The organism is Bradyrhizobium sp. Arg816 (assembly GCF_029989365.1).
In the GTDB taxonomy this organism is placed as follows: domain Bacteria; phylum Pseudomonadota; class Alphaproteobacteria; order Rhizobiales; family Xanthobacteraceae; genus Bradyrhizobium.
The window spans coordinates 42,438-59,022 of record NZ_JAPRAQ010000009.1; the positions used below are offsets into that span (position 1 = coordinate 42,438).

Annotated in this window: 15 protein-coding genes and 1 pseudogene; 6 read left to right on the top strand and 10 right to left on the bottom strand. The window is 65.1% G+C overall.

The genetic code is table 11. The features are described from left to right. Nucleotides 1-3 precede the first annotated feature (3 nt). From OWC48_RS22270 to OWC48_RS22280, 3 genes are all read right to left on the bottom strand, one after another. A complete protein-coding gene (locus OWC48_RS22270; RefSeq protein ID WP_282521877.1) occupies nt 4-519 on the bottom strand; it encodes a hypothetical protein in 516 nt (171 codons plus the stop codon). 19 nt (nt 520-538) lie between these two features. Then, a complete protein-coding gene (locus OWC48_RS22275) occupies nt 539-2,161 on the bottom strand; it encodes an NAD(P)/FAD-dependent oxidoreductase (protein ID WP_282521878.1) in 1,623 nt (540 codons plus the stop codon). Nucleotides 2,162-2,486: 325 nt separating this feature from the next. Beyond that, nucleotides 2,487-3,056, bottom strand: a complete 570-nt coding sequence (locus OWC48_RS22280) for an alpha-ketoglutarate-dependent dioxygenase AlkB (RefSeq protein ID WP_282521879.1) — start codon at nt 3,054-3,056, stop codon at nt 2,487-2,489. Nucleotides 3,057-3,135: 79 nt separating this feature from the next. Between OWC48_RS22280 and OWC48_RS22285 the strand changes: the two genes are divergently transcribed. After that, a complete protein-coding gene (locus OWC48_RS22285; RefSeq protein WP_007597071.1) occupies nt 3,136-3,276 on the top strand; it encodes a hypothetical protein in 141 nt (46 codons plus the stop codon). Here OWC48_RS22285 and OWC48_RS22290 read toward each other — a convergent pair. The 3 genes from OWC48_RS22290 to OWC48_RS22300 are packed head-to-tail and all read right to left on the bottom strand — an operon-like array spanning nt 3,273 to nt 7,073. Then, nucleotides 3,273-4,859 carry an ATP-binding protein gene (locus OWC48_RS22290; RefSeq protein WP_282521880.1) on the bottom strand — a complete coding sequence of 529 codons (1,587 nt, stop codon included), beginning with the start codon at nt 4,857-4,859 and terminating at the stop codon, nt 3,273-3,275. The genes OWC48_RS22285 and OWC48_RS22290 overlap by 4 nt on opposite strands. Then, on the bottom strand, nt 4,856-5,560 hold the full coding sequence (locus tag OWC48_RS22295; RefSeq protein WP_282521881.1) for a response regulator: 705 nt from the start codon (nt 5,558-5,560) through the stop codon (nt 4,856-4,858). Before OWC48_RS22295 ends, OWC48_RS22290 begins: the two co-directional genes overlap by 4 nt. A gap of 16 nt (nt 5,561-5,576) precedes the next feature. Beyond that, nucleotides 5,577-7,073 carry a DUF4153 domain-containing protein gene (locus OWC48_RS22300; RefSeq protein ID WP_282521882.1) on the bottom strand — a complete coding sequence of 499 codons (1,497 nt, stop codon included), beginning with the start codon at nt 7,071-7,073 and terminating at the stop codon, nt 5,577-5,579. A gap of 191 nt (nt 7,074-7,264) precedes the next feature. Here OWC48_RS22300 and OWC48_RS22305 point away from each other — a divergent pair. Continuing rightward, a pseudogene (locus OWC48_RS22305) lies at nt 7,265-8,628 on the top strand (glycoside hydrolase family 3 N-terminal domain-containing protein). On the opposite strand, the gene OWC48_RS22310 reads toward OWC48_RS22305, so the two are convergent. Further along, the gene (locus OWC48_RS22310; protein ID WP_282521883.1) at nt 8,604-10,226 is read right to left on the bottom strand and encodes an ABC transporter substrate-binding protein; all 1,623 of its coding nucleotides are present in this window, start codon (nt 10,224-10,226) and stop codon (nt 8,604-8,606) included. The pseudogene OWC48_RS22305 and the gene OWC48_RS22310 sit on opposite strands and share 25 nt — an antisense overlap. Nucleotides 10,227-10,309: 83 nt before the next feature. Then, nucleotides 10,310-11,191, bottom strand: a complete 882-nt coding sequence (locus tag OWC48_RS22315) for a LysR family transcriptional regulator (RefSeq protein ID WP_282521884.1) — start codon at nt 11,189-11,191, stop codon at nt 10,310-10,312. A gap of 97 nt (nt 11,192-11,288) precedes the next feature. On the opposite strand from OWC48_RS22315, the gene OWC48_RS22320 reads away from it, so the two are divergent. Next, the gene (locus OWC48_RS22320; RefSeq protein WP_282521885.1) at nt 11,289-11,966 is read left to right on the top strand and encodes a peroxiredoxin-like family protein; all 678 of its coding nucleotides are present in this window, start codon (nt 11,289-11,291) and stop codon (nt 11,964-11,966) included. Nucleotides 11,967-11,969: 3 nt separating this feature from the next. On the opposite strand, the gene hydA is transcribed toward OWC48_RS22320, so the two are convergent. Next, a complete protein-coding gene (gene hydA / locus OWC48_RS22325) occupies nt 11,970-13,424 on the bottom strand; it encodes a dihydropyrimidinase (RefSeq protein WP_282521886.1) in 1,455 nt (484 codons plus the stop codon). Between the two features lie 114 nt (nt 13,425-13,538). Then, a complete protein-coding gene (locus OWC48_RS22330) occupies nt 13,539-14,147 on the bottom strand; it encodes a TetR/AcrR family transcriptional regulator (RefSeq protein WP_282521887.1) in 609 nt (202 codons plus the stop codon). 103 nt (nt 14,148-14,250) lie between these two features. On the opposite strand from OWC48_RS22330, the gene OWC48_RS22335 reads away from it, so the two are divergent. The 3 genes from OWC48_RS22335 (at nt 14,251) to OWC48_RS22345 (ending at nt 16,543) form a co-directional block, all read left to right on the top strand. Further along, a complete protein-coding gene (locus tag OWC48_RS22335) occupies nt 14,251-14,946 on the top strand; it encodes a PspA/IM30 family protein (RefSeq protein WP_282521888.1) in 696 nt (231 codons plus the stop codon). A 40-nt stretch (nt 14,947-14,986) separates the two neighbouring features. Next, complete coding sequence (locus tag OWC48_RS22340; RefSeq protein WP_282521889.1) at nt 14,987-15,262, top strand: YiaA/YiaB family inner membrane protein; 276 nt, start codon at nt 14,987-14,989, stop codon at nt 15,260-15,262. 219 nt (nt 15,263-15,481) lie between these two features. After that, nucleotides 15,482-16,543, top strand: a complete 1,062-nt coding sequence (locus tag OWC48_RS22345; RefSeq protein WP_282521890.1) for an amidohydrolase family protein — start codon at nt 15,482-15,484, stop codon at nt 16,541-16,543. Nucleotides 16,544-16,585: the final 42 nt, after the last annotated feature.

Below are 16,585 nucleotides of genomic sequence, written 5' to 3' on the forward strand. Positions count from 1 at the left end.
AGTTCAATTCCCCGGCTGGAACGTGCAGTCGGCCCCGCTGCCGTCTCTCCGGCGGATGGCATTGGGGTCGATCGTGCAGCTCAGCTTGCTCAGGCTCTCGAAGTTCGATCCCGCCGCACCATCGGACGGAATGCCGGCGAGCGCTTCTGTCGCGAAAATTTCATTGGCCGTCGAGCCGTTCACGGTCCTGCTCTTCTTGCCGAAGGCCAGCTCGCAGTTGCGTAGCGTGATGTCGACATTGCCGGTGCGGCAGACGATGCTGTCCGCGGTCACCACGATCGGCTTCTTGTAGGGAATCTCGGCATTGGCGGCGAACAGCATCGCCACCGCCTTCTTCTCGGCGCCGGTCAGGTCCGGCGACAGCGGCGCGATCACGCCCGCGAGCGCCAGCGCCGTCGAGCCCGAGACTTTTGCAGGCGTTGCCTCCGAGGCCCCGGCGGCGTTGAAGGCGCCGGCAAAAGCGAGCGCGGAGACGATGCGGGCCCAACTCCTGGATCGGGCCCCTGTCGTGAATGTCATTCGCGCCGCTCCTCTTCGGTCACGGCTTCGATGCCGCAAGGCGCCCGGAGCCTATGACAGAATTGCTGGTCCTGGCAGAGCCCTGCGCTCCAGGCTGCTTGTCGATGGCCTTGATGATCGCGGCCGCCGCCGTCTGGCCGGACTGGAGAGCGCCTTCCATGTAACCGAAATAGGCAAAGCAGGTGTGCTCACCGGCAAAGAACAGGCGGTCCTCGAAGCCCTTGGCCAGCAGCGGCCCGGCGAGGCAGATCTCGCCGGGGGCGGGACAGGAGTAGCCGGCGGCGGTCCATTCGTCCCGCGGCCAGGCCATGAACTCCGGCTGATCGGCCAGATGTGCGACATAGCCCTTGTAGACGCTGCCGATCTGCTGCGCGTAGAACGCGTCGACCTGCGTCTGGTCCCCGGGCTTGTAATGCTTGAGAGCTTCCGCCGCGACGTCGGCGCCGGCAAACAGGCTGAGCTCGACCGGGTGCTCCGGCGGGGCGATCTGGTTGTCCGTCCCTTCCCAGGTGACACCGAACTGGTTCGAGATGGCGGTCGGGGCGAGGCCCTCGCCGATCCAGAAGCGCTTCTTGAGCGGGCTGAGATATTTCACCGCCGTCCCCATCGTGACGTAGTAGTCGTGCGGCAGGTGGGGCGTGATCGTGATCTTGGCGTCCGGTGAGTCCGGCCACAGGCTCGGGGGTATCGCGAGCACGGCATAATCGGCGTTGAAGGACGCGCGTGCCGTTCCGTTGCCGGAGGGGCCGAATTCCAGGGTCACGCCCTCGCCGTCGATGCGGATGGCGCACACCGGCGTCGACAGGTGGGTGCTGGCGCCCTTGTCCTTGATGTCCTGCGCGAGACGAATGGCGAGCTCCTGATTGCCTTCCGAGCAGCGCAAAGTCTCGGTCTGGGTGAAGAAGGCGTCGATCTGGTTCTTCATCCGTCCGCCCGCGACGACGGTCAGATTGGCAAGAAGGCTCTGCTCGGTGGTCGGCTGGCCGGCATCGTTGGAGAACTGCTCCTCCATGGCGTGCATGGTGAGCTTCGAGCAGTCGAGGCTGGCGATCCACTCCGCAATCGTCCTGGCGTCGAGTTTCCTTGCGCCCTTGGTGCGCCAGGGCTTGTGAGGCTTGACCCTGCCGGCCCACCGGCTGAGCTTGCGGAAGGCGTCGTCCATCTCGTGATAGACCAGCTTCATCTGGCCGTCGGAGAGCTTGTGGCCGTCGAGAAACAACGGCATGTCGAGCTCGAGCGCGTCGAAATTGGTGTCCGAAGTGATGACGGACAGGCCGAGCTCGAACCGCTTGGCATATTTCAGCCAGAGCGGATGGTTGTAGCCGATCAGCTCGCCGCCGGCCTCGACGATCCCGCTCGGCTTCTTCTTGCTGAGAACCCGGCCGCCGAAGCGGTCGCGGGCCTCGAACAGCGTCACCTCGCAATGCGCGACGAGTTCGGAGGCCGCCATCAGGCCGGCGAAGCCGCCGCCGATGATCGCGACTTTCGGGCGTCGCACCGCCAGCGCGCGGAGCGCGGTGGGCGAGCGGATCGCGGGCGGGGTGGGTTGAAGGGCGAGCTTGTCCTTGACCCGCCGCTGGCGCTCTGCCCCCGAAATCCTGGGCCCGTAACGCCGGTGCAGCCGCGCAAACAGCGAACGCATCGCGAGCCTCCCTTGAAAATGTCTTCTGCCGGGACGGCGCCGTGCCGCCCTGAAATGCTGCAACATCGGCTAAAAATTGGCCGGCCGATAGAAGCGAGATTAACTTACAATCTTGCGGAGAGTCGAGTGGCGGCTTCTCTTCCGCCGACGTCTTGCCCCTGGCCCGCAATTGAAGGGAAAATCCGCGAATCGCGCGGCGATTGCGCGGCGCGGCTGTTTTGGTCCGACGGGTCAAACATTTGGGGCGCGCGACCGCGGTCGCATGCCGGCCGCGCGTTCTACTGTGCATGGGGTTGTTTTCGCAGTTTTAGTTTTGGACCGGCCGTTACACCCGCTTCATCGTCCGGAAGGTGATGGAATAGCGGCGTGCCTCGACCGGCGGGATGCTGTGCTCCCATTGCGACCGCGCCTCGCCGTCCATCATGTAGAGCGAGCGCGGCAGGGCTTCGAGCGCGTGGCGCTCCCATTTGTCGCCGCTGCGGCGGCGAAAGCGGAATTTGCAACGAGCGCCCAGCGACAGGCCGAGGATCTCCTTGAAATGCGGCTTGTCGCGGTGCCAGCCGATGCCGACGCCGGTGTCGTATTCGGTGCAGAGCACCTGCCGGACACTGCCATCGGCGAGGCCCGCCCAGGCTTCGACCTGCCGCGCGACGGGCAGGACCCAGTCCGGGATCGGCTCGGCCTCGGCCAGCCGTTGCAGCGAATAGTCATAGCGATAGCCGAACGACGCCACCCGGCGGTTGCCCTCGAAGGCGCCGAACTGGAAGCGCTGCAATGGCAATGCTGCAATGCGGCCGATCAAGTCCTGCTCGACGGCGGCCTCGACGAAGTCATCGGTATAGCGAAGCCCGGCAGGGCCGGCTTGCGGGGCGGCGAATAAACCAAGCTGCGTCATTGCTCGCATTTCCGTGATGGAACCTAATGGCGGCTGATGCGACTTACATAGGACACGGAAAAAAACGTGCGAGGCTGTCATGGCAGAGAAGCATACCGCCGATCCGGCAGAGATCATGCGGGCGACCGGTCATCCTGAGCTGGAATATGCCGCCGGCTGGACCATCGCTGGTCTGGTCACCATCGGCACCATCGTCGCCGCCTGGGTGTTTGCCATTTAGGCTGCGGGAAACTGAAGCTCGAAGGCCGCGCCCTCGTCAGTCGGCTTGAGCCTGATCGAGCCGCCATGGCTCGCCATCACTGCGCGCGCGATTGCCAGCCCCATCCCGGTGCCGCCCTGGTCGCGGCGGGTGGTGAAGAACGCATCAAAGATCCTGTCGCGGTTCGGCGCCGAAATCGGCTCGCCGTCATTGCTGACCGTCACAAGCAGGGTCGTCCGCCCGTCCACCGCCTCCAGCCTGATTGTCCCGGCTTTGTGCCGCATCGCGTTGTCGGCGAGATGCGACAGTACGATCAGCGCCTTCTCGCCGGACATGCCGATCGCCCGATCGAGGCGGCCGCTGGCCTCGATTGAGCTGGCTGGAAAGCGGCTCCGGAGGTCGGCGATGACGGGCGCAAGCTCGGTGCGCTCGTTCTGCGGCAGGCTCTCGGCGCGGGCGAGCTCGCGCAGCCGCTGCGCCATTGCCTCGAGCCGTTGGGTGTCCGACAGGATGTTGGCGATGAACGTCTTCTGCTCGGCCGGCGTCAGGCCGTCGGCCTTGCCCTGATACGAATCCTGCAACAACTCGGCCGCGCCCTTGATCGAGGTCAGCGGCGATTTCAGCTCGTGGGTGAGGTGGGCCGAGAACGTCGCGATATAGTCCGAGCGCCGCGCCAACTGTTCCGCCATGCCGAGAAAACTGTGCGAGAGCTGGGCGAACTCGCGGGTGCCGTAATGCCGGAGCGGCCTGAACGCCTCGCGATCGCCGCGGCCGATCCGCGCGGCGCGGTCGATCAGCTCGCGCATCGGCAGCGTGATGGTGCGCGAGAACACGAGGCCGATCGCGATGGTGCCGAGGATCACGGCAAGCCCCGCCAGCACGAACTTGGCCCGCTCCTGGTAGAGATGGTCAAAAATGTTGCTCGGCGTCCGCGTGGTGTAGATCACCCCCGCAACGCGGTTGTTGACGATGACGGGCATCGCCGAGAACACGTGCACGCCGAGGCCGCGGCTGAACGAATAGATCGGCGGCGGCGGCCGATCCGGGACGCGGTTGCGCAGGGTGGCGCGGTATTGCCCGTGCAGCGCGTCCGCGACCTCCTCGATATGGGCCAGCGACTGCCCGACCTCGTAGCGCCCGGCGATCACCACGCCCTGCGGATCGAGGATGCGAAAGCCTGCCAGCGTCACCTTCTGGGTCTCGCGGATGATCGGCGTCAGCCTTGCGCCGATCTCGACATAGGCTGGCTGCGCCGGCTGCGGAGCGGCTTGCGCATCGGGCCGCCGTCGCAAGAGATCGTTGGCGGTGAGGTCGAGCGCGGGACGGATCGGGGTGACCTGGTCGCCGGGGTCGGGCAGCACGTTGGGCGGCACCTCGGCGCCGAGCGTCAGGCCGTTGTCGAGCCGCGCCGTGACCTCCTGCGCATAGATCGTCGCAAGCACGCGGCTCTGCGCGATCAGCTCGGCCTGGGTCTGGCGGATCAGCTGGTTGTCGTAGAGGCGGAAGAAGAACAGGCCGACCAGCGGCAGCACGCCGACGGTCGCCAGCACCGTGAAAATCACGAGGGTGAGCGACGGCCGCCATTTGTCCGGCGCTGCGCTCATGCCTCTTTCTCGCAGCGGCCGAGCTTGAAGCCGACACCGTGGATGGTCTCGATGACGTTCTCGCAGGCCAGCGCCGCGAGCTTGGCGCGGATGTTGCGGATGTGGCTGTCGATGGTGCGGTCGGAGACCTGGATGTTGAGCTGATAGGCCGCCCGCATCAGCTGCTCGCGGTTGAACACCGAGGTCGGCCGGGTCAGGAACGCGCGCAGGATGCCGAACTCGATCGCGGTCAGCTTCAACGGCGTGCCCGAGAAGGACGCCACGTGCTGCTCGGGATCGATCAGGAGACCGCCTTGCGACAGCGCGGCCGGCCCGGCCTTGGCCTCGCCATTGCGCGGGCTGAGGCGGCGCAGGATGACGTTGACCCGCGCCACCAGTTCGCGCGGGCTGAACGGCTTTGTCACGTAATCGTCGCCACCGATCTCGAGGCCGAGGATGCGGTCGATCTCCTCGTCGCGCGCCGACAGGAACAGGATCGGCACGTCGGAGCTCTTGCGGATATCGCGGCAGACGTCGAGGCCGTCGAACTCGGGCATGCCGATGTCGAGCACGATCAGGTCGGGCTTGTCGGCGGCAAAGCGGGCGAGTGCCTCCTTGCCGTCGCGCGCCTCGATCACGTCCATGCCGGCCTTCTTCAAGGCGACGCGGATGACCTCGCGGATGTGGCCCTCGTCGTCGACGATGAGAATGCGATGCGCCAAGAACCTCTCCGCTTCCTCAGCCTGCCTGCTGATCCTTCGCCTGCGCGTCCAGCCTGCGCTGGAGCCGCCAGCTCCGAAAGCCCCAGCTCCGCCAGGCCAGATCCTGGCGCTGCTGTTCTACAAGGCGGTCGCGGCGCGACACAAGGCAGCTCTCGGGGGCGCCGGGTCGGAGCAAGATGGCCTTGTCGATGGCAGGCAGCGCCTGCGGCCCGAGCGTCAGGAGATAGTTGATGTCGATCTGCACGCCCTTGCCCGATGCTTCCCGGCTGTGGGCGACATTGTAGTCGGCAATGAACGCATCGAAGTTCACGAGCGAGCAGCTATAGAGCACGATCGTCAGCGCGATCAGATTGGCGCCGACGAGCCACTGGTTGGACCGGTTGAGCGCGATGCGCGCCACGATCAGGACCAGCCCGAGCGCCACCAGCCCCATCCAGATGAAGGCGGCGATCCGCCAATAGGTCAGCATGTAGATGTCGACATAGAGGTCGAGGCGAAGGATGGAGGAGGCGACGAGCAGGACGTTCTGCCCGACCCAGAGATAGACCAACGGCCGGATCACCTTCGATTTCTCGGTTGCCCCGCCCGGGCGCATCGCCACCAGCACGAAGGCGGCGGCGAGCAACGCGGTCGCTATCAGCGGATAGGCGCCGCGATGGGCGTAGGCCGCATAGGTCAAATTGTCGGGCAGTGCCACATGGCCCCAGAGATAGATGCCGTCGAGAATGGACTGCGCCGCGAACAGCAGGTTGAACAGGATCAGCGAGCGCAGAATGGTGGAGGGGTTCAGAAATTCGGCCGAGACCAAGGGCGGGAGCGGGGGCGGCACGGGGCCGTCGGCAACGGCGGTGGTGACAATCGTCCTGCGCCGCCAGCGCACATGGATGAACGGCCAAGCCAGCGCCAGCATCATGGCCCAGAATAGTATGCGCGGGATGCTGACATATGCGAGGATGAGCTTTGGATTGAGCAGGGACACCCACTGCTCGATCACCGGATTGGCCGCAGCGAACAGCGCGACGAAGACGGTGCTCAGCACGGCGGGCATCAGCCAGAGCGCGAGGCCGCGGGTGAACGCCGACATGTTGAAGACCTGGAGCGCCTCGAGGAAGAACCTGAAGGGCCCGAACAGGACAAAGTTGCGCAGCGCGCGGGCACGCTCAGCGAACCCGGTCGTTTCCGGATTGGTCGCGATCAGAAGTGCAATGGCCAGCGCCATGGTGAGGATCAGGAAGGACAGCATGTTGAGCTCCTCGACGGCCGGCACGAGGCCGGCGACGAGAATGGCCGTGCCGATCATGGCGCGCCGCAGATCCAGGGCCGCATGATTGAAGAGCACCGACACGCAGGCCATCGCGATCGCAAAGAGCGTCAGCGACAGCCCGATCCGCTGGCCGTAGAATAGCCAGTCGGCGAGCGCGGCCAGCACCAGCGCGAGGCCGACCTTGGCCGGGATCGAGGAATGCCTGATCGGCTGGATTTCCTCTGCTATCGTTGAAGCCAGGCTCGTCATGTCCAAATGACCTTTCGTGATGGGTGGCATCACGAAGTCTGAACGGCGCTTGTGCAGAAGGCGGGACCATCGTCTGCACGGTTTCAGGAGTCTTTTGCAGTTTTCGTGCAGGCGCGCGTTTGCCTCTCGCGCAGCGTGATTCGCTTTGATAGGTGCGAAGCATTAGCCACTCCTATAGCGCGTGACACATCATGCAATTCCTCGGTCGTATCGGTCTCGTCCTGCTCTGGCCGGCCGCGCCGCTCATCGCATTCGTGGCGGCCAACAAGAACGATCCCTATCTGGTCCCACTGCGCGGCGCAGGAAACCTCGCGCTTGTCGTCGCAAGCATCGTGATCGTCATCGTCCTGCTGCGCAGAGAACGGTGGCGTACCATCGCGGGCAAGTTGCTCGTCGTGCTCTGGTGCCTGCCGCCGGTCCTGATGTCGGCGGCGCATCTGAAGTTCGAGCTGCGCAAGCACGATGTGCTTGCCGCGAGCGCCACCGAGGCCCGTCAGCTCGGACCTCACTTCATGGTGGGCTATTCCTCCTTTCCCGAGGTTGCGCGCCTTGCCGAGCAGGGCTTGATCGGTGGCGTCTATGTGACCCGGCGCAACATCCGCGGCCGGACCGTCGAGACGTTGCGCACCGAGATCGCGGCGCTCCAGGACAAGCGGCGGGTGGCGGCCTGCCGCCGCTGGTGGTTGCGGCAGACCAGGAGGGCGGCATCGTCGGACATCTCGCGCCGCCGCTGACGAAGGTACCGGCGCTGGCGACGCTCAGCGGGCTCGCTCCCGACGAACAGCAGGCCAAGGCCGAAGAGTTCGGCCGCATCCATGGCCGCGAGCTCGCCGGGCTCGGCGTCAACCTCAACCTCGCGCCGGTACTCGACCTCAAGCCGCCGGTTCGGCGCAATCGCCTCGATTTTCACACGCTGATCGGCCAGCGCGCGATTGCGACCGATCCTGCCGTCGTCAGCACGATCGCGAGCGCCTATGTGCGCGGGCTGGAAGAGTCAGGCGTCGGTGCTACGCTGAAGCATTTTCCCGGCATCGGCCGCGTCCGTACCGACACGCATCATTTCAGCGCGAAGCTCGACACGCCGGTTAGGGAATTGGAGGCAACCGACTGGCTGCCGTTCCGCGAGGTGTTGTCGCATTCGCGCAGCGCGCTCATGGTAGGGCACGTGACGCTCACGACCGTCGATCCCGATCGCGCGGCCTCGCATTCGAAACGCGTCATTGACGGCATCATCCGCGACAAGTGGGGTTACCAGGGCATGGTGATGACCGACGACCTCGTGATGGGTGCGATCTACCAGCACGACGTCTGTAAAGCCGTGGTCGAGGCGATCAACGCCGGCGTCGATCTGCTGCTGGTTGCCTATGACGGTGCGCAATTCTACCGGGTGTTCGCCTGCGCGCTGGATGGGGCGCGGCAGGGCAAGCTCGACGCGGCGATGCTGCGCACGAGCGAGGCACGGTTGGCGCGGGGCTTCCCGACGGAGCAGGTGCGGGCCGCCTCAGACGTCGTCCGCGTTGTCGACCGGCATCAGCCCTTCGCGAACTGGCGGTAGTCGGGTTCGCGGTGAAACCAGAACTCGTAGCCGGTGATGGCCTTTTGCATGGCGACGTCGTGGATCGGCTGGTTGAGCGGAACGACGGGAACGTCGCGCATGCAGAGCGCGATGAAATCCTTCACGCACCGGTCGTATTCCGCCGCATCCGCCGTGAAGCGCGCCTTGTCGATCAGCGCGTCCATCGCCTTGTTCTGGTATGACGAGATGTTGAAGATCGAATTGTTGCCGTGGAAATTCCAGTAGAAATAGTACTCGGGATAATCGAGCCAGCCGCTGAATCGATTGAGCGCGAGCGGCAGCTCCTTCTTGTTCAGCGTCGTGCGCCAGTTCGCGCCGGGGATTTTTTCGATTCCCGCCTTGATGCCGATCTTGGCGAGACTTTCCTGGATCAGGATCGCGGCCGGCTCGCCGACGGTCGCAGTGCCTGTGTCGAGCGACAAGGTCGTCTCCAGGCCGGACTCAAAGCCTGCTTCCTTCATCAGCGCCCTGGCCTTGTCGAGATCGGTGACGTAGGGAAACGGCTGCGGCCAGACCGGCTTCGAGACATCGGCGGCGCCGCCATACATGGGAACGGCGCGGCCGAAGAACGCGCTGCTCTGGATCTGCTCATAAGGCATCGCCCACGCGATGGCCTGCCGTAGCTTCACATTGTCGAACGGCGGCTTCGCGGTGTTGAGTGCGACGTACCAGAGCGCGTTCGGGATCGGCACGCCTGATACCTTGACCTTGCCCTCCCGAATGATCTGCTCGAAATCACGCGGCGCAAATCCGCTGGAAATATCCGCATCGCCCCGCTCCAGCATCGCGCGGCGCGTGCCGGCCGAGGGGACGTCGCGCGCGATCACGCGCTTGATCTTCGGCAGCGGTCCGCTCTTCCAGTCGTCGAAGCGGGCCAGCACGGTCTCGCTGCCGGGCTTCCAGCTTTCGATCCTGTAGGCACCGCCGCCGGCCTCGTTGGTCCTGAGCCAGGCCAGCGCCCAGGGGTCTTCCGCCGTCGCGTTCTTCTTGGCGAGTTCGGAATTGATGATGAAGGGCACGACAACGGCGACGTTGAACAGCAGCATCTTGTCCTTGCGGACATAGTCGATGCGGAAGGTGTGGTCGTCGACCAACAAGAACTGCTCGGGCTTCTCCAGCGATCCCGCGGACATCTGGAAGGTCGGGAAGCCGCCGACCTTCACGGCACGGTCGAACGACCATTTGACGTCCTTGGCGGTAACAGGCGTGCCGTCGTGGAATCTCGCGTCCTTGCGAAGCTTGAAGGTGCAGGACATGCCGTCGGCGGCGACCTCCCAGCTCTCGGCGAGTTCGGGCGCGAGCTTCTCGCGATCATAGGACACCGTCCCATCGGGCAGCGTCTTGGAGGCATAGGTCAGCAGGCGATCGTAGCAGTTCCAGGACAGGCCGTTCACGGTCTGGTTGGAGCCGACGCCCTGCATGTCGAGCGAGTTCGGCCCAAGCTCCTGCACCACCAGCAGCGTCTCGGCACGCCCCTGCGCCCTGGCGAAGGAGGGCGTGATCGCCGTCAGCCCGGCCGCGCCAAGGCCGCCGAGCACCAAATCGCGGCGGCTGATGTCGAAAGACGATGCGTTCATCGATGCCTCTTTTGCGGGAGATCTTCAATGTAAGGAGGCAAGGCGCGTGCCATCAGGCGCGCTTCATGGCGTCGCATCCGCGCCTATCTCAACTCCTCCGCCAGGAAGTCGACCAGCGCGCGCACCTTGATCGAGGGGCGCGGACCCGCCGGGAACACGGCATACACCTCCACCGGCGCGAGCTTGTAGCTCTTCAACACCGGCACCAGCGCGCCCGCCTCGATCTCGGGGCCGGCCATCACCGGCGACGTCATCGCGATGCCGAGGCCTGCCAGCACACTCGCGAACACGCCGGGACCGGAATCGGTGGTGATGCGGCCGCGGACATCGACCGAGGTCTCCGCGCCGTTGCGGGTGAACGACCAGGTGGTGCGACCGAACATGCCGGGGCCGAAGATGCAGTCGTGCGAGGCGAGATCGGCAGGCGTCTTCGGGATGCCGCGCTCGGCTAGATAGGATGGCGCCGCGACGAGAAAGCGCGACACGGTCGCAAGCTTGCGTGCGCCGAAGCCGGAATCGTCGAGGGGGCCGAGGCGAATGGCAACGTCGGTGCCCTCCACAACAAGGTTTTGCCGTTCGTCGGCGACGGACAGCTCGACGCGCAAGAGGGGATGAGCCCTGAGGAATTTCGGCAGGCGCGGAATGATGTTTCGCGTGCCGTAGACGATCGGCATCGTGATGCGCAGCGTTCCACGCAAGGAATCGACGCCGCGCGCGGCATCCTCGGCATCCTCGATATCAGCCAGCACTTCGCGCGCACGCGTCAGGAACAGCGCGCCGGCGTCTGTGACCGTGATGCTGCGCGTGGTCCGCAGCAGCAGCTTGACGCCGAGCCGCGTCTCCAAGTCACCGATGATGCGCGACACCGAGGGCTGCGACAGGCCGAGCTCGCGTGCGGCCTTTGAAAAGCTGCCGCTCTCCGCCGCGCGGACGAAGACGGCCAATTCCTGGAGCCGGTCACTCATTTGAAATCCGGATAAAACTTGTCCGTATCGACCGTATATCCCTTCATTCTCAAATGATCCAGATAGAGCGGGCCAACAGCAAAAGATGGAGCTACCCATGGCCCTGCAAGACAAACTCGACGCCTTCAAAGCGGACTTCGAAGCCGGCCGCTTTCCGCTCAAGCCGAGCAAGGAGGCGCTCGACACCATGCACCGGGCTACCGCCGAGCTGATCGCGAGCGGCCAGGCGCAGCGCGCCAAGAAGGCCGGCGACGCCGCGCCGGAATTCATCCTCAGGGATCCCGACGGCAAGCCTGTGTCCTCGCGCGACCTGCTCGCGAAGGGACCGCTGGTCGTGTCGTTCTATCGCGGCGTCTGGTGCCCGTATTGCAACCTCGAGCTCCAGGCGCTCCAGGAGGCGCTGCCAGAGCTCGCCGCGCGTGGTGCGAGCCTCGTTGCGATCTCGCCGCAGACCGCGCCGAACAGCCGCAAGTCGGAGCGCGAGAACAAGCTGTCGTTCCCGATCCTGAGCGACGTCGCAAGCGGCGTCGCCGACGCCTTCGGCATCCGCTTCGCGCTGCCGGCCGATCTCGTCTCGCTCTACAAGTCCTTCAAGAACGACCTGCCGACGTTCAACGACAATCCGGCCTGGGTGCTGCCGATGCCCGCGCGCTACGTCATCGGCCGCGACGGCATCATCGCCTATGCGGAAGTGAACCCGGACTACACCCAACGCCCCGATCCATCCGAATTGCTGCCGGTGCTCGACCGGTTGCAGGCCGGCAAGGCGGCTTGATCGTTACGGCGTGACCGCTCCGCGTGCGACCGCGCGCGGGGCGGTCAGTTGCTTCCATGTCGAGTTGGCGACGTGCACCGGCGAGAACGCCGGACGCTCGACGTAGTGGCCGTCGCCGGCCTCGGCGCGGAGATCGCCATCCTTCCAGACGATGCGGCCACGCGACAGCGTCGCGGCCGGTCCGCCGGTGCAGGCAAAGCCTTCGAACACGTTGTAATCGATCCGGCTCATCTGCCGCTTCGCGCTGATGGTCTCGCTCGCCCTGGGGTCCCACACCACGACATCGGCATCCGAACCGACGGCGACGGCGCCCTTGCGCGGGTAGATGTTGAGGATGCGGGCGATGTTCGCCGAAGTCACCGCGACGAACTCCTCCTTCGTCAACCGTCCCGTGGCGACGCCCGCGGTCCACAGCAGTGCGAGCCGATCTTCGAGGCCGCCGGTGCCGTTCGGGATCTTCCTGAAATCGCCGAGCCCGAACCGCTTCTGTTCGGTGGTGAAGGCGCAATGGTCGGTGGCGACTACCTGGAGCGAGCCGGCTTGCAGGCCGGCCCAAAGGCTGTCCTGATGCGATCTGTCGCGGAACGGCGGCGACATCACGCGCTGCGCGGAATGGTCCCAGTCCCTGTTCTGGTACTCGCCGGCATCCAGCAGCAGATGCTGGATCAGCGGCTCGCCATAGACGCGTTTCCCAGCGGCCCGTGCGCGGGCAATCGCTTCATGCGCCTCGCGGCAGCTCGTGTGGACGATGTAGACCGGCGTGCCCGTCATATCAGCGATCATGATGGCGCGGTTGGTGGCTTCGCCCTCGACCTCCGGCGGCCGTGAATAGGCGTGACCCTCGGGGCCGGTGACGCCGCGCGCGATCAGCGCTTCCTGCATCAGGGCGACGACGTCGCCGTTTTCCGCATGGACGACAGGCATGGCGCCGAGATGGGCGCAGCGCGCGAACGAGTTGTAGAGCTCGTCATCGTTCACCATCAGCGCGCCCTTGTAGGACATGAAATGCTTGAAGGTGTTGATGCCGTAGGTTTTGACCACGGTCTCCATCTCGTCATGGATCTGCTTCGACCACGACGTCACCGCCATGTGGAAGCCGTAGTCGGTCGCCGCCTTCTCGGATTTGTGCCGCCATTCCTGATAGGCCGCGAGCATCGACTGGCCGGGATCGGGCAGGCAGAAATCCACCACCATGGTGGTGCCACCGGTCAGCGCCGCCTTCGTCCCGGATTCGAAATCGTCGGCGGTCACCGTGCCCATGAACGGCATTTCGAGATGGGTATGCGGATCGATCCCGCCCGGGATGACATAGGCGCCGCCGGCATCGACGATCTCCGCGCCCGTCGGTGCATCGAGCGATGTTCCGATCGCGACGATGGTCTCGCCGTCGATCAGCACGTCCGCACGGCGCGAATGATCATGATTGACGACGGTGCCGCCGCGGATGAGGAGGGGCATGGGAGACTCCGGAGAGAGGACGAGACGCGGCGAAAGCTAAGCGTGCTGCCAGCGATGCGACAGGCGAAATTTTAGTCAGGTGCCGCCGCCAGTTTCGCTGCGCTCTCTCGGCTTCTACGCCGCCCGCGCGATCAAGCCGTCGATCATCGCCCGCACCAGGCCCGCGATTTCCTTCCGCAGCGCCGGCAGCGGCACGGCGACCAGCCTCTGCTCGAGCCCCAGCGCCACCATGCCATGCACGGCCGAGAACAGGCTGCGTGCGGTGATGCCGAGCTCCTCTGCCCCTCTGTCTGGAAACAACGCTGCCAGTGGCGTGTAGATGTGGCGGAACAGCTGCAACTGGTCGTGGACGGACCAGTCGGGGACTTCCTTGCCGGCCTCCATGCGATGCTCGAACATTGCGCGCCAGAGCTCGAGATTTTCTGCGGCGAAATCGCAATAGGCGATCGCGATGCGGACCAGCGTCTCCTGCGGCGATGGATTGTCCGCGCTCACCGCCGCGCTGAGCACCTTGTCGAGTCGGAGTAGCGTGCGTGAGCCGACGCGCAGGACCAACTCGTCCACGTCGGCGACGAGATTGTAGACCGCGCCATTGGCGCAGCCGATCTCGCGGGCGAGATCGCGGGTTTTTAGACCCGCCAACCCTCGCTCAGCAATCATCCGCTCGGCCGCCTGAATCAGGTCGGCCCGCAGTTTCTCTCGACGTTCCAAGGCTTTAGTCATTTGTTAATCAAATTCTTGAGCGACGCTCAAAAATATATTGAACGATGTTCAAGATCTCTGCTACAAACCATCCGTGAGCAACGCTCATAACAGGGAGCAGCAAATGTTCAAGACCGTAGTGACACTTTTCCGCGGCAGCGTGGCCGCCGCGGGCGAGGAACTGGAAGACCGGACGGCCCTTCTGATCCTCGACCAGCAGATGCGCGATGCGGCCGCCGCCGTCGAGCGCAGCAAGCGGACGCTGGCGCTGGCGATCGCCCAGGACCAGCAGGAAGGCCGCAAGCTCGAAGCGACCGTCGCCCGCATCGCCGATCTCGAGACCCGTGCGGTTGCGGCGCTCGACGGTGGCCGCGAGGATCTCGCCAAGGACGCGGCCGAAGCCATCGCGGGCCTGGAGGCCGATCGCGATGCGGCGATGACCGCACGCGCATTGTTCGCGACCGAGATCATCAGGCTGAAGCGCCATGTCGCGAGCGCGCAGGCCCGCATCACCGAGCTCGATCGCGGCCGTCGTGTCGCCCGTGCCTCGGAAGCGGTGCGCTCGCTTCGCCGCAGCGGCATCGAGGCGGCACGTCCTTACGAATCCACGCTGCCGGAGGCGGAGAGCACCTTGAGGCGCCTGCGCGACCGACAGATGGAAGCCCAGGCCGCTGACGACGCGCTGGTCGAGCTCGATGCGGCCTCCGGTCCGCTCGCCACTGCGGAACGGCTCGCCGAGCAGGGCTTTGGCCCCCGGCTCAAGACGACCGCGGACGACGTGCTGGTGCGGTTGAAGTCCAAGCGCATGCCGACTGCCTGATCCCAAACCCCATCATCATTCGAACCGACAGGAGACCATCATGAACCAGAACGGCCAGCCCCACAGCAGCGCCTGGGTGACCTTCACTTACGCGTCCTTCGCAGCCTCCGCGTTCCTCGTCGCCATCGGCATCTTCTTCCTGCCGATCGATCTCTGGATGAAGGGCTATCTCACCATGGGCATCGTGATGCTGATCCAGACCTGCATCACCTTGACCAAGACGGTGCGCGACAATCACGAGAGCAGCCGGCTGGTGAACCGGATCGAGGATGCCAGGGCCGAGCGCCTGCTGATGGAAGTCTCCAAGGCGGCTTGAGGCGAGAGCGCAAAGAGCGGAGGATGCCCCGGCATCCACCGCTCGCGCCGAGAGACCATCCATCATCGAGTAGCGCGGAGCTTTGTATCGCGCCTGCGAAATGCAACCGAGCCATGACGGATCGCGCGGGCGGGCGACCTTGCGCACCAGCGCGGTCAGGGGCACTCTGCGCAAGCGGCGCACAGGAACGCCGCCAATAAGATTGCGCGAGGAAGCTTCATGGCGGTGACGCGGATCGACTGCGATATCCACCCGGCGGTTGGTGGCACGCGCACGACACTGCTTCCCTATCTCAGCGATCACTGGAAAGAGCAGGTCGTGAGCCGCGCTATCGACGGGCTCGATCTCACCTCCTATCCGCCGAGCATGCCGCTCACGGGCCGCGCCGACTGGCGGCCGGCCAATGGCGCCAAGCCCGGCTCCGATCTCGCGATGGTGCAGAAGGGCGCGTTCGAGCAGCTGGGTGCGAGCCACGCGATCCTCAACGTGCTCTATGGCGCACAGGCCGTGTTCGACGCCTACATGGCGGCGGACTTCTGCAGGGCCATCAACGACTGGATCGCGGCCGAATGGCTGTCGTGCGATCCCCGCCTGCGCGCCTCCATCGTGGTGCCGATGCAGGACCCGGATCTCGCGATCGAGGAGATCGAGCGCCGCGCCGGCGACAATCGTTTTGTCTCCATCCTGGTGTTGGCGCAGGGCGAGACGCTGCTGGGACGGCGGCATTTCTGGCCGGTCTACCGGCTCGCCGAGAAGTACAGGCTGCCGCTCGCGATCCATGCCGGCACGCAATATCGGCAAGCGCCTAGCTCGGCCGGCTGGCCGTCGCACCGCTACGAATATTACTTCGTCGAGGCCCAGGCGTTTCAGGCGCAGATCCTGAGCCTCATTTATGAAGGCGTTTTCGGCAAGTTTCCGAACCTGAAGGTCGTGCTGATGGAATCAGGCGTGAGCTGGCTGCCGGCCTTCATGTGGCGCGCCAACAAGACCTGGCGCGGCGTCCGCGTCGAGGTTCCCTGGGTCGAACGCGAGCCGGCCGCGATCATCCGCGACAATTTCCGCGTCACCATGCAGCCCTTCGATGCGCCGACTGATGCAAAAAGCGTCGAGGAGATCATCGACCAGATCGGCTCCGAAAAGATGTTTTTGTTCGCGTCCGACTATCCGCACTGGCAGTTCGATGGCGACGATCCGATCCCGCCGCACCTGCCGAAGAGCATCATCGCGAAGATGTGCGTCGACAATCCGCTGGAGACGTTTCCGCGGTTATCGCTGAATTGACGCATGATCCGGAAAAGTGGGTACCGGTTTTCCGATAAGATC

Bases quoted from the DNA above. Each gene is read 5' to 3' on its own strand.
- OWC48_RS22320 (WP_282521885.1), top strand. From the start codon at position 11,289: ATGGCCCTGCAAGACAAACTCGACGCCTTCAAAGCGGACTTCGAAGCC.
- OWC48_RS22275 (WP_282521878.1), bottom strand. From the start codon at position 2,161: ATGCGTTCGCTGTTTGCGCGGCTGCACCGGCGTTACGGGCCCAGGATT.
- OWC48_RS22280 (WP_282521879.1), bottom strand. From the start codon at position 3,056: ATGACGCAGCTTGGTTTATTCGCCGCCCCGCAAGCCGGCCCTGCCGGG.
- OWC48_RS22315 (WP_282521884.1), bottom strand. From the start codon at position 11,191: ATGAGTGACCGGCTCCAGGAATTGGCCGTCTTCGTCCGCGCGGCGGAG.
- OWC48_RS22330 (WP_282521887.1), bottom strand. From the start codon at position 14,147: ATGACTAAAGCCTTGGAACGTCGAGAGAAACTGCGGGCCGACCTGATT.
- OWC48_RS22335 (WP_282521888.1), top strand. From the start codon at position 14,251: ATGTTCAAGACCGTAGTGACACTTTTCCGCGGCAGCGTGGCCGCCGCG.
- OWC48_RS22285 (WP_007597071.1), top strand. From the start codon at position 3,136: ATGGCAGAGAAGCATACCGCCGATCCGGCAGAGATCATGCGGGCGACC.
- OWC48_RS22290 (WP_282521880.1), bottom strand. From the start codon at position 4,859: ATGAGCGCAGCGCCGGACAAATGGCGGCCGTCGCTCACCCTCGTGATT.
- hydA (WP_282521886.1), bottom strand. From the start codon at position 13,424: ATGCCCCTCCTCATCCGCGGCGGCACCGTCGTCAATCATGATCATTCG.
- OWC48_RS22300 (WP_282521882.1), bottom strand. From the start codon at position 7,073: ATGACGAGCCTGGCTTCAACGATAGCAGAGGAAATCCAGCCGATCAGG.
- OWC48_RS22345 (WP_282521890.1), top strand. From the start codon at position 15,482: ATGGCGGTGACGCGGATCGACTGCGATATCCACCCGGCGGTTGGTGGC.
- OWC48_RS22340 (WP_282521889.1), top strand. From the start codon at position 14,987: ATGAACCAGAACGGCCAGCCCCACAGCAGCGCCTGGGTGACCTTCACT.
- OWC48_RS22310 (WP_282521883.1), bottom strand. From the start codon at position 10,226: ATGAACGCATCGTCTTTCGACATCAGCCGCCGCGATTTGGTGCTCGGC.
- OWC48_RS22270 (WP_282521877.1), bottom strand. From the start codon at position 519: ATGACATTCACGACAGGGGCCCGATCCAGGAGTTGGGCCCGCATCGTC.